Annotated in this window: 13 protein-coding genes and 1 pseudogene; 6 read left to right on the forward strand and 8 right to left on the reverse strand. The window is 66.4% G+C overall.

From position 1 onward, the window contains the following. Positions 1 to 49 precede the first annotated feature (49 nt). Positions 50 to 1,480, reverse strand: a pseudogene (locus Q0X16_RS00850) (M20 family metallopeptidase); the annotation flags it as partial. A gap of 224 nt (positions 1,481 to 1,704) precedes the next feature. Here Q0X16_RS00850 and Q0X16_RS00855 point away from each other — a divergent pair. Both Q0X16_RS00855 and Q0X16_RS00860 read left to right on the forward strand, forming a co-directional pair. Further along, positions 1,705 to 2,046: a ComEA family DNA-binding protein gene (locus tag Q0X16_RS00855; RefSeq protein WP_297829649.1), complete on the forward strand. Its 342-nt coding sequence runs from the start codon at positions 1,705 to 1,707 to the stop codon at positions 2,044 to 2,046. Between the two features lie 59 nt (positions 2,047 to 2,105). Beyond that, positions 2,106 to 2,732, forward strand: a complete 627-nt coding sequence (locus tag Q0X16_RS00860; protein ID WP_297829677.1) for a HutD family protein — start codon at positions 2,106 to 2,108, stop codon at positions 2,730 to 2,732. A 174-nt stretch (positions 2,733 to 2,906) separates the two neighbouring features. On the opposite strand, the gene Q0X16_RS00865 is transcribed toward Q0X16_RS00860, so the two are convergent. The 6 genes from Q0X16_RS00865 to Q0X16_RS00890 form a co-directional block, all read right to left on the reverse strand. Beyond that, positions 2,907 to 5,102 (reverse strand): TonB-dependent siderophore receptor, encoded by a 2,196-nt coding sequence (locus tag Q0X16_RS00865; protein ID WP_297829652.1) that lies wholly within the window; start codon positions 5,100 to 5,102, stop codon positions 2,907 to 2,909. 156 nt (positions 5,103 to 5,258) lie between these two features. Continuing rightward, positions 5,259 to 5,972 (reverse strand): MgtC/SapB family protein, encoded by a 714-nt coding sequence (locus tag Q0X16_RS00870; RefSeq protein ID WP_297829656.1) that lies wholly within the window; start codon positions 5,970 to 5,972, stop codon positions 5,259 to 5,261. 21 nt (positions 5,973 to 5,993) lie between these two features. Then, a complete protein-coding gene (locus Q0X16_RS00875; RefSeq protein WP_297829658.1) occupies positions 5,994 to 6,329 on the reverse strand; it encodes a non-heme iron oxygenase ferredoxin subunit in 336 nt (111 codons plus the stop codon). Then, positions 6,326 to 6,880, reverse strand: coding sequence for a GNAT family N-acetyltransferase (locus Q0X16_RS00880; protein ID WP_297829660.1), 555 nt, complete (start codon positions 6,878 to 6,880; stop codon positions 6,326 to 6,328). Before Q0X16_RS00880 ends, Q0X16_RS00875 begins: the two co-directional genes overlap by 4 nt. A 9-nt stretch (positions 6,881 to 6,889) precedes the next feature. Continuing rightward, entirely contained in the window at positions 6,890 to 7,339 is a 450-nt protein-coding gene (locus Q0X16_RS00885) for a barstar family protein (RefSeq protein WP_297829662.1), read from the reverse strand. Beyond that, complete coding sequence (locus tag Q0X16_RS00890) at positions 7,336 to 7,815, reverse strand: ribonuclease domain-containing protein (RefSeq protein WP_297829664.1); 480 nt, start codon at positions 7,813 to 7,815, stop codon at positions 7,336 to 7,338. Before Q0X16_RS00890 ends, Q0X16_RS00885 begins: the two co-directional genes overlap by 4 nt. Positions 7,816 to 7,904: 89 nt before the next feature. Here Q0X16_RS00890 and Q0X16_RS00895 point away from each other — a divergent pair, with 89 nt between their 5' ends. The 4 genes from Q0X16_RS00895 (at position 7,905) to Q0X16_RS00910 (ending at position 10,763) form a co-directional block, all read left to right on the forward strand. Continuing rightward, a complete protein-coding gene (locus tag Q0X16_RS00895) occupies positions 7,905 to 8,540 on the forward strand; it encodes a glutathione S-transferase family protein (protein ID WP_297829666.1) in 636 nt (211 codons plus the stop codon). Positions 8,541 to 8,573: 33 nt separating this feature from the next. Next, a complete protein-coding gene (locus tag Q0X16_RS00900) occupies positions 8,574 to 9,176 on the forward strand; it encodes a rhomboid family intramembrane serine protease (protein ID WP_297829678.1) in 603 nt (200 codons plus the stop codon). A 285-nt stretch (positions 9,177 to 9,461) separates the two neighbouring features. Next, complete coding sequence (locus Q0X16_RS00905; RefSeq protein ID WP_297829668.1) at positions 9,462 to 9,671, forward strand: cold-shock protein; 210 nt, start codon at positions 9,462 to 9,464, stop codon at positions 9,669 to 9,671. 210 nt (positions 9,672 to 9,881) lie between these two features. Beyond that, on the forward strand, positions 9,882 to 10,763 hold the full coding sequence (locus tag Q0X16_RS00910) for a DUF3298 and DUF4163 domain-containing protein (RefSeq protein WP_297829670.1): 882 nt from the start codon (positions 9,882 to 9,884) through the stop codon (positions 10,761 to 10,763). A gap of 88 nt (positions 10,764 to 10,851) precedes the next feature. Here the strand turns inward: Q0X16_RS00910 and Q0X16_RS00915 are convergent. Next, a partial coding sequence (locus Q0X16_RS00915) for a M3 family metallopeptidase (protein ID WP_297829671.1) occupies positions 10,852 to 11,664 on the reverse strand: 813 nt, incomplete at its 5' end.

Below are 11,664 nucleotides of genomic sequence, written 5' to 3' on the forward strand. Positions count from 1 at the left end.
TATGCCCTGTCTTGCCGTGGAATCCGGCGAAGGTTCAATCGTGCCGATTGGCCGCCGCGTGCTCGGCAACCACCCGTGCGACGCAGCCCGTCACGGCCTTGCCCATCGGGATGTGCAGGAACTCGTTCGGGCCATGCGCGTTCGAGTGCGGGCCGAGCACGCCGGTGATCATGAACTGCGCGTCCGGATACTTCTCGCCGAGCATGCCCATGAACGGGATCGTGCCGCCTTCGCCCATGTACATCGCCGACTTGCCGAAGAAATCCAGGCTCGACTGCTCGATCGCATCCTCCAGCCACGGGGCCATGGCTGGTGCGTTCCAGCCGGTGCTGGCCTTTTCCAGATGCAGGGTGATGCGTGCGCCGTAGGGCGGATCCTTCAGCAGGGCTTCCTGCAGCAGCTCGCCGCCGCGCTTGCCGTCCAGGGTCGGCGGCAGGCGCAGGCTGAGCTTGAGCGAGGTGGACGGGCGCAGCACGTTGCCGGCCGACGCCAGCGGCGGCAGGCCATCGGCCCCCGTGATCGACAGCGCAGGGCGCCAGGTGCGGTTGAGCACCAGCTCGACGCGATCCGTACCCATCGGCGACATGCCGGGAAGGAACGGGAACTTGCTGAACACCTCGTCGCCCAGCGCTTCGGCCATTTTCCGGGCCTGCTGCAGGCGATCGGCGGGAATTTCGACGTGCATGGCGTCGATCAGGATCTTGCCGCTGCCGGCGTCCTCGATGCGCGACAACAGTTCGCGCAGGATCCGGAAACTGGACGGAACGATCCCGGATGCATCGCCGGAGTGCACGCCTTCCGAGAGCACTTCGACGGTGAGGTTGCCGCCCGCCATGCCGCGCAGCGAGGTCGTGCACCACAGTTGTTCGTAATTGCCGCAGCCGGAATCGAGGCACACCACCAGCGATGTCTTGCCGATGCGGCTCGACAGATGATCGACATAGGCCGGCAGGTCGTTGCTGCCGGACTCCTCGCAGGCTTCGATCAGCGCCACGCAGCGCGCATGCGGCGTGCCCTGGGCCTGCAGCGACATGAGCGCGGTCAGCGCTCCGAAGATCGCGTAGCCGTCGTCGGCGCCGCCGCGACCGTACAGGCGGTCGCCTTCCAGCACCGGCGTCCACGGCCCCTTGCCCTCGTCCCAGCCGGTCATTTCGGGCTGCTTGTCGAGGTGGCCGTAGAGCAGTACGCAGTCCTCGTCGCTGCCGCCGTTGAACGCCGGCACTTCGATGAAGATCAGCGGCGTGCGGCCTTCCAGTCGCACCACTTCGATCCGCATGCCCGCCACCGATTGCGCCCTGGCCCAGCCCTCCAGCAGGGCCACCGCGCGATCCATGTGGCCGTTCTTCACCCAATCGACGTCGAACAGCGGCGACTTGTTCGGGATGCGGATGTACTCGACCAGGGTCGGGACGATTTCGCTGTCCCATTTGGCGGCGATGAATTCCCTTGCTCTGGCGGCATCGAACGGGCTGCTGGACATGACATTCCTTTGGATTTCGCAACAACTTTGCATTGTAGCGCGTGATGCCGGAGTCCTGTTTCCGGCTTGCCCCGACGGGATCAGACTTTTCCTACCCGTTGTCGGGGTGAAAGTCTGATGCCCTTCGGGCGCCTTCCCGATACCTTGGCTCCATCGCGATGGGCAAGCTGCACTCACCGGCCGCAAGACGCGGACCGGAAGCCACCCACCGCAAGGAGCAAGCCATGAAGTCCCTGTCCACCCTGCTGTCCTCGATCGTCCTGCTGTTCGCCCTGCTCGGCAACGCGATCGCCGGCGAAACGGTCAACATCAACACCGCTGACGCCGCCACCCTGGATCGCGTGCTGGTCAACGTCGGGCCGGCCAAGGCGCAGGCCATCGTCGAATACCGCCGCGCCAACGGCGCCTTCCGCAGCCCCGAACAACTCGCCATGGTCAAGGGCATCGGCCTGAAAACCGTTGAACGCAACCGCGACCGGATCGTCATCGGGACGGCACGCCCCGCGGTGCAGCCGGCCGGGCAGGCCACTCCCGCGCGCGCACCGCAATCCGTGGCACGGCGATGAACGCGCTGGCGGTCGTCAAGCCGAGGAGAGAGGACGTGACCGTCGTCGCAGCGCAGGGAATGCCTGCGCCGGCGGCAAGGATCCTCCGCTCCGGAGACTATCGCCGGATGCCGTGGAAGAACGGCGCCGGCAGGACTTCGGAAATCCTTTGCGAGCCGACCGCCGGAGACTGGCGCTGGCGGCTGTCGATCGCCGAGATCGAAGTCGCCGCGCCGTTTTCCTCCTATCCGGGCGTGGATCGCGAGTTGGTGCTGCTGTCGGGCAATGGGATGCGATTGCGCTTCGACGATGGCCAGGTCAGCGAACTGCTGCCGCCCTATGGCGCACTGCGTTTCCCGGGAGAGCGTCGGTTGGTCGGTGAACCGATCGACGGCCAGAGCCGCGATTTCAACCTGATGTGGAAGCGCGGCGAGATCGAAGCCTGCCTGTGGCGCCGGCCGCTGGCAGGAACCATGGTGCTGTTCGCGGCGCCAGGCGAAACCTGGGTGGTGCATTTGCTCACGGGTCAGGGGCGATTCGCCGACGAGTCCGGGCTGGGCGTCATCGATCCGGGCGATACCGCGATCCTGTGCGCCAGTGGCAACGATCGTGTCCGGTTTGCGCTGGATGCCAGCGGGGAAGCGCTGGTGGCGCACATTCGCGAGATTCGGACCCATCAAGGGACCCGTGACGGCGCTTGCGCCTGAGCGCGGAACCCGGAGTCAACGCGGCGACGAAGGAACCGACGCTGCGGCGGCACAGGGACGTGCCGCACCTGTTTTGACTGGCAACGTCACCGCGGGCGACTGAATCCCGTCGTTGTCCAGCTGCGGCGATCTTCTCGGACACGCTGGAATCCGCACGGAGGCGCAGCTTGAGGATCAATACCTGTAATTGACCGTCACCCAGGCGCTGCGCGGCGCGCCGGGGCTGATGTTGTTGTTGCTGTGGGCGCTGGCGAAATAGCGCACGTTGCCGAGGTTCTCGACGTTGACCTGGACTTCCATCGTCGGCGTGACCGTCCAGTACAGCGCCGCATCGACGCGGGTGAAGGCGGGCAGGGTCACCTGATTGTCCACGTTGGCGTACAGGGCGCCACGGTAGACGATGCCCAGGCCGGCGCCGAAGCGCGGCGTGAAGTCGTACCGGTTCCACAGCGATGCGGAATGGCGCGGGAGCTGCGCCAGGCGGTTGCCCTTGAGGATCGTCGCCGACTGGGTCGTGGTGATTTCGCCGGACTGCCAGGCGTAGCCGCCCATCACCTGCCAGGCATCGGTGATGCGCCCGGCCAGGCCGAGCTCGACGCCGCGCGTTTGCTGGCCGTCGATCAGCAACATGCGGGTGACGTCGTTGGGGTCGACGATGGCGACGTTGCCGCGGTCCAGCCGATAGATGGCGATGCTGGCCTGCAGGTCGCGGCGGATGTCCCACTTGGCACCGATTTCGCGGTTGCGGAAGCTCTCGGGCTTCAGCGCCGCGTTGCTGGCGGTGAGGGAGGCGAGTTGGTCGCCGGAGCGCGGCTGGAACGCGCGGCTGTAGCTGGCGTAGATCGAGACATCGGCGCTCGGCTTGAAGACCAGGCCGGCGCGCGGCGACAGCATGTGGTCGCGGCTGCGGAAGACCTGGCCGTCGCGGTTGTTGCGCAAGTCGACCCGGAAGTCGTCGTAGCGCAGGCCCACGATGGCCTGCCATTGCGGCGAGAACTCGATCTGGTCCTGCAGGTAGATCGCGCCGATTCTGGCAGTGGTGTGGTTGTCGGCGTCGGTCGCGCTCTGGTGGAAATCGACCGCGACGTCGACATTGGGCGAGGCCAGCGAGACCACGTTGGCTCCGGGTGCGAAATAACCGGTCATGCGGAAATTGTCGTTGGCCTGGTATCCGAGCTCGCTGCCGAGGAGCACGGTGTGGCGCATTCCCATGCCCGAGGTCTCCCAGACCAGATCGGTCTGGTTGAAGACATTGGTGCGCCGGGTCGCATGGTTGTAGGCCGACAGCGTGACCGTGGTGCCGCCGGCGCCGACGGCACCGGGGTAGACGTTCTGGTAGAACTTGTCGTAGTCGGCCCAGCGCAGATGATTGCGCAGGCTCAGGTTTCCGGTGAAGGCGTGCTGTAGGGTGGCGTCGAAGGCGTCGACGTCGGCGGTGGCGAAGCTGGCGTCGGGATTGCCGAAGAAGGTCGAGGGGTCGACATCGACCGGGCGCCCCTGGAAGGAAGGCACGCCGCGATCGGCAGTGCGGCTGTCGTGGAAGCGCTCGTAGGAGAGCAGCAGCGAAGTCGAGCCGCCGAAGTCGACGTTGAACGCCGGGTTGATGCCGTAGCGCTTCAGGTAGGCGTCGTCGCGGAAGCTGTCGGAATTCTCATAGACGGCGTTGATGCGGAAACCCGCGGCATCGCCGATTCCGATGCCGTAGTCGATGGTTCCCCGGCGGCGCAGGCCGGAGCCGAACTGGGCGGTGCCACTGCGATGTTCCATGCCATCGGCGGCGCGGGTGATGCGGTTGATGACGCCGCCACTGCCACCGCGTCCGAAGGCCAGCGCGTTCGGCCCTTTGAGCGCCTCGATCCGGTCGAGGTTGTACATGTCCCGGTAGTACTGGACGTCGTCGCGGATGCCGTCGACGTAGAAATCCCCGGTGGTGCTGATGCCGCGCATCACCGGCGTGTCGCGGTTGCCTTCGCCCTGTGCGGTGCCGATCCCAGGCATGTAGCGGAAGGCGTCGCCGAGGCTGTGCATGGCCTGATCGGCGGCCAGCTTGTCGGTGACGACGGTGACTGCCTGCGGTACGTTCAGCAGGGCGGTATTGGTGCGGGTCGCGCCGCGGGTGCTGCGCACGTTGTAGTCGGGCAGGTAGCGTTGGCCGATCACCACCACGCCGTCCAGCTGGGTGGTGCCGTCGTTCTGCGCGGCCTGCGGCGTTGCGATATCTGCAGACGGGCTGGCGGCTGCTGTTCCCGTCGTCGGTTGGACGGCCTCCGGCCGGTCCGTGCCGGTACCCGCCAGGGCGGGCATGCACAGGCTCAGACCAACGGTCAGGGTGAGGGTTGCACTCGACAGCGCGCACGGGTGCGACGACATGGGATCCCTTGTGTCCGAGGCGACATCGGGTCGCCGTTTGCGCAAATGATAATGCGAGCGATTCGCATGTGCAATAAAAATCCAGACACGAGGATTTCGAACCGATGCAGAGTCACCGCAGTCCGCGGCCGCCTGGGGGCGCGAATCCGGTTGTCGTCACTCTCGAGCGTCGGGCGACGGCGCAGCGTTCAGGTTGCCGACTTCCACCGCCACCACGCCCTCCATCCGGCGCAGGGCATCCGCCTTGGCGAGAAGTTCGGCGCGGGGTCGCGGTGGGTCGCATTCGAGTTCAACCACGTCCAGCCCGTCGCCGTCGCGGCGCAAGGTGACGGTGGACATTTCCAGTCCGGCGTCGGCGATGGCTTCTTCCAGCCGCGCCAGCGGCGTGCCGCCCGCCAGTCGCAGGCGGACGTGGTTGTTGCGGAAATTGCGGCGCAGATAGCGCCGCTCCAGCGGCTTGAGGATGGCCAGGATGATCCACATCAGCGCCGTGCCCAGGGCGGCGGCAAGGTACATGCCGGCGCCGGAGGCCAGGCCGACCGCGGCAACGGCCCACAGGCCTGCTGCGGTCGTCAGGCCGCGGATCACCTGCTCGCGCTGCAGGAACAGGATGGTGCCGGCGCCGAGGAACCCGATGCCGCTGATGACCTGCGCGGCGATTCGGGAAGGATCCAGGACGATGGCCGGGCGCCCGAGTACGTCCTGGAAGCCGTAGGTCGACACCAGCATGGTGAGCGCAGCGCCGACGCAGACCAGCATGTGGGTGCGCAGACCCGCCGCCCATTCGTGGTGCTCGCGGTTGACCCCGATGACCCCGCTGAGCGCGGCCGCCAGGATCAGACGCAGCCCCATTTCCCACCATGCAATCATCGGCGTGGCTCCTCGGGCATCTCAATCGTCGCGATCGTCGCGCACATACACCCGGCCGTCTTCGACCTTGACCGGGAACTTGATCACGGGCTCGTGTGCCGGGGCGCACAGCGCGCGGCCGTCCTGCACGTCGAAGCGGGCACCGTGCAGTACGCATTCGATCTCGCCGCTGGCGGCATCGAAATGGCCGACCGATAGTTCGAAATCCTCGTGCGAACAGCGATCCTCGTAGGCGTAGAGGTCGCCGTCGAGGTTGAATACGACGATCTGCACGCCGGAGACCTCGTCGAAGGCGACCTGCATCTCGCCGGGCAGCAGCTCGGCGGTGGTGCAGACGAAGGTCCATCCTCCGCTCATGCCGCGCACTCCACAACCAGAGGCTTCTCGAGAACCACGAAGCGCAGGTCGTCGCGCTTCGGCAGTCCGAAACGCGGGTCGCCGTAGGGGAAGGGCCTGGTCTCCCCGGTGGCGCTGTAGCCGCGGCGTCGGTACCAGTCGATCAGCTCCGGGCGCTGTTCGATCACGGTCATGCGCAGCGCCGGAAGTCGCCATTCGTCGGCCGCGATGCGCTCGCACTCCGCGAGAATCCTCGACCCCAACCCCGATCGCTGCAATTCGGGAGCCACCGCGAACATGCCGAAATAACCGGCGTCGCCGTCGCGGCAGACGTGGGCGCAGGCGATCGGTGTCGCTTCATCCTCGGCGACGAGCACGCGGCTCTGTGGCCTGGCGATGTCCGCGCGCAGGACTTCCGGATCGATCCGCTCGCCGTCGAGCAGGTCGGCCTCGGTGGTCCAGCCGGCGCGGCTGGCCTCGCCGCGATAGCAGCGCGTGACCAGCGCCACCAGCGCGGGGACGTCGTCCAGGGTGGCGGCGCGCAGCGGCGTCGCGGAGTTCAAGGCATCCATGCGGCAATGCTAGCGCGGATCGGATGAATTCCCCGGCACGCGCAGCGCGCTGTCCGGCAAGGTGAAGACGGCGCGGAACGGGATGCCGCGTGCTTTCCAGAACCGTGAGGCATCCTCGAGGATTTCCAGCAAGATCGTCAGGCTGGATGGATCCCGGGCGCGCAGGGCGCTGGCGTGGGTGAACATCAGGACGTATCCGCCGGCTTCGTGCAGCCAGCCCAGGTCGCGCAGCTGGTCTGCCAGCGCGTCCCAGTTCCGGCCTTGCTCCGCGGGCGTGCGCAGCGCGCGGGCGAGGCGCTTGAGCAGTCCGGTCTTGCTTTGGCAGGCACGCAGATCGACGGGCAAGACCTGCAGACTGGCCGCATTGGCCGCGACATTCAGCGCATCGATCTCGATCGCGGCAATGCTGGCAATGCCGTTGCGGGCCGGGTCCGCCAGATCGCGGGCAATCGGATTCATGGAGGCGCGTCCTCGATGTCGAAGCGGCGGAAGCTGCGGTAGTGGTCGGCGCTGTAGTACCAGACCTGCGGCGGCGTGCCGCCGGTGACGATGCGACGCGTGCCGCGGTGCGACAGGCCGGGCGTCGGCACCGTGTACTCGCGATACCAGCCGCGCGGCTGGCGGGGCAGGCGACCTTCGTAGTTGCCGAAAACGCTGCCGTCCTGCGCGTTGGGAAAGGGTCCGCCGCGCCGGATGCGGGAAACGACCTCGCCCGCTTCAGGCGGCAGGAAGTCCGGCAGACCCGGCGACGGTGGGCGCGAGGCGGGATCGGCCCGTGGTGCAGGCGTAATTCCGACGCCTGCGGGATTTGCGACATCGGCGCTCGCGTTGATCCAGTCTGGCGTCGATGCGCTGGTGTTCGTCTGCAGCTGTCGCCAGCCGAACACCAGCGCAATGGCAAGGAGCAGCCAGACGAGGGTCGGGGATTTGCGCATCCGGCAAGGATAGCGTTGCCGGCATGGTGCGCGGGCGGCGCTTGCCCCGTTCATGCGAACATGTCTGCAACCTTTCCGGCAAAACCGTCATGCGCACCGTTCTGTATTACGCCCCGGGTTCCGCCAGCTTCCTCGTGCACTGGCTGATGATCGAGTTCGGCATGGACTACGAATTGCGGCGGGTGGATTTCGACAGCGACGCACAGAAATCGCCGGAATATCTGGCCCTCAATCCGAACGGCGTCGTTCCGACCCTGGTGATCGACGGCAAAGCGCTGCACGAGGCGCCGGCGCTGGCTATGTGGCTGGCCGAGCGGCATCCGCAGTGGGGTTTCGCGCCGGCGCCAGACGACCCGCGCCGGTTTGAATTCCTGCAATGGATGTTCGATCTGGCCAACGAAGTGCAGCCGCTGGTGCGACAGTGGTGGTTTCCCAATCCGGTGGCCGGCCCTGAGCAGCGCGAGGCGGTCAAGACGCACGCCGGACGGCGTCTGGCCGGACACTGGCGGCGGATCAACGCCCATCTTGCGGCCCATGGCCCGTATCTGCTCGGTGCCGAACCGACGGTGCCGGATTTCTTCCTTGTCCTGCTGATGCGGATCGGCCGCAAGATGGAGGCATCGGCGCTGGAATTTCCGCACCTGGCCGAATTGGCGCGACGGATGACCGCGCGGCCGACGTTCGCGACGTTGTACCAACGCGAGGGGCTGAGCGAGTGGCCATGACCCGCGTGCCCGCGGCGGAGCGCTGAGGTGCAACTGTCCGTCACCCTCATCGTCGTTGGCCTGACCGTGCTGGTGTCCTGGCGCGCATTCCACGACCGCACGCTGCTGGAGCGGTTGTTGCTGTGGCCGCCAGCGGTTCAACGCCGGCGCCAGTATGACCGGCTGCTGACCTATGGCTTCGTCCACGCCGACTGGACCCACCTGTTGTTCAACATGATCACGCTGTGGTCGTTCGGAAGCGCGGTGGAACAGGTGTATTCGGCATGGTTCTCGCCGCTGGGATATGCGCTGTTCTACCTGTCGGCGATCGTGGTCTCGATTCTTCCGACGTTCATTGTGCAACGCAAAAATCCCGGCTACCGGAGCCTAGGCGCGTCCGGCGGCGTGTCGGCTGTTTTGTTTGCCTTCATTTTGTTCGACCCCTGGTCGAAGCTGATCATCTTCCCTCTGCCGATCCCGATTCCGGCCATCCTGTTCGCTGTTTTGTACGTCGGCTACAGCCTGTGGATGGATCGTCGTGGGGGCGACAACGTCAATCACAGCGCGCACCTGTGGGGCGCTGCCTATGGGGTTTTGCTCACGCTGGCGCTGCAGCCGCGGGTGCTTGGGCATTTCCTGCAGCAGCTGACCGGCTGAGGGGGACCTGCGCCTTGGGCGTCGACAGCCGGAGGCGTGGCGGCGGTTGAGCCGGCCCTCCGCCCCGTCCCGCCGGGCTTGGAAAAAAATGCGCTGAAATCCACACTTTCCCCCAAAAACAGGGTAAGGTGCGCGCACTGTTTCAAGCGGGATCACGGTACATCGTGACCCGATGCGGTAGATCGGCTGCGATCCGCTACATCGTGTGCGTTACCCCTTGCTCGACAGTCGCGGTTCGAATTTTCGGATCGTGTTTCCATGACCCACTGTTTCAGGAGTAACAACATGTCTGATCGTCAGTCCGGAACCGTCAAATGGTTCAACGACGCCAAGGGCTTCGGCTTCATCACCCCCGAGTCCGGCCCGGACGTCTTCGTCCACTTCCGCTCGATCCAGGGCACCGGCTTCCGCTCGCTGCAGGAAGGCCAGAAGGTGACTTTCAAGGTCGTGCAGGGCCAGAAGGGCCTGCAGGCGGACGAAGTGCAGGCGGCGTAAGTCGCAACACCGCGTCAACGAGAGCCCGGCTTCGGCCGGGCTTTTTTTGCGGAAAACAGCGCCTCCCTTCCGGCGCTGCCCCGAGGGCCGCTGGCTGCGACGGGTCTTCCATCCGGCATGAGATTGCTGCCGTGCGCCGACATCGAATGTCATGCCAAGACGGAGCCGCCCCTTCCCAAAGACGAGGGTCGTGGGAAAATGCGTGGCGTCATGCCGATGCTTGTTGCCCTGGAGCCTGTCGTGCCCGTCTTGCCGATCCATCCTCGTCCATCACAGGTTGCGCTGGTGCTGGCGCTTGGGCTGCTGGCCGGATGTAATCGCGATGCGCGGCAATCCGGTCCTGATGCGAATCCGCCGGCGCCGGCGGCGCCCGCTGCCGTGGCGGAGCCGGGAGCCGAGGCCCCGGTGACGCTGAAGGAAACCATCGAGACCACGCCTTCCTACATCATCGGCATCAGCTATCCGCAGGCGGCCAGCAAGTATCCGGCGCTGGCACGCGCATTGCGCGACTTCGCCGAGGCGTCGCGGGCGCGGTTGATGCAGGCGGTGGACGGGCTGCACGGGGCGAAACCGGAGGCGCCGTTCGACCTGAGCCTGCCGTTCACCCTTCTGGTCGAAACCCCGCGGGTCGTGGTCGTGGGCGTGGACGGCACCAGCTACACCGGCGGCACCCACGGCAAGCCCTTGGTCGAACGCTTCGTCTGGCTGCCGCAGATGCAGCAGATGCTCGCGGCCGAGCAACTGGTTCCGGATGCCGCGAACTGGAAGCCCGTGTCCGAGTACGTGCGCGAGCAGTTGATGACCCAGCTGTCGCAGCAACTGGACGAGGATGATGTGCCGCCCGACCAGCGCGCGCAGCGCATGCGCAAGGCCAGCGCCACGATCTCTGCGGGCACCACGCCGGAGGTGCGCAATTTTTCCCGCTACGAGCCGGTGGTGAATGCCGACGGCAGCATCCGTTCGCTGCGTTTCGTATTCCCGCCGGAGCAGGTGGCGCCCTACGATGCCGGACAGCAGTCCGTGGAGGTGCCGGCCAGCGTGTTGCGGCCGCTGGTGGCGCAGGCGTACCGGCCGCTGTTCCACGCGGAGTGAAGCAGCCTGTGGGCGCGCGCCCTGCGCCCTGCCAAATCGTGGCCGGGGGCGCCCTCACGCGTCTTGCGGAAGCGTGTCCTGCGCGCGGTCAGTTCACATCCAGGCCGCGGCGCTCCAGCAGCGGCTCGATCGTCGCCTCATGGCCGGCCAGGTTCGGGAACAGCCTGGCCGGGTCGATCTGGCCGCCCGGCGCCAGCACCTTGGCGCGGATCGCATCGCCGTTGGCCCGGGTCAACCCGCCGTTGTCCTTGATCCACTGGGTGGTGTTGGCGGCCAGCACTTCCGACCAGATGTAGGCGTAATAGCCGGCCGCGTAGTCGCCCATGATGTGGCTGAAGTAGGGCGTGCGATAGCGCGGCGGCACCGGCGGGTAGTCGAAGCCGTCGGCCTTGAGCGCCTGCGCTTCGAATGCCATCACGCCGGAGGCGTCCGGGATCCGCTCCAGCGGCAGCTGATGCCAGCGCTGGTCGAGCATCGCCGCTTCCAGGTATTCGGTGGTGGCAAAACCCTGATTGAACTTCGAGGCGGCGATCACCTTGTCCAGCAGCGCCTGGGGCATCGGCGCGCCGGTGCGGTAGTCGTGCGCGTAGTGGGCCAGGACGGACGGCCAGTCCGCCCACATCTCGTTGTACTGGGAGGGGTATTCAACGAAATCGCGCGGCACGTTCATCGAGAAATACGGATAGCGCACGTCCTGGAAGAAGCCGTGCAGGGCATGGCCGAATTCGTGGAACGCGGTGGTGACCTCGTCCCAGGTCAGCAGCGTCGGTTTGCCGGCCTCGGGCTTGGGAATGTTGAGATTGTTGGTGACGACCGGCATTTCGCCGGTCAGCGCGGACTGGGCGACGTAGGTGTCCATCCAGGCGCCCCCCTGCTTGGTGGAACGCGCGTAGGGGTCGAA

The organism is Thermomonas sp. (genome assembly GCF_025993755.1).
Classification (GTDB): domain Bacteria; phylum Pseudomonadota; class Gammaproteobacteria; order Xanthomonadales; family Xanthomonadaceae; genus Thermomonas.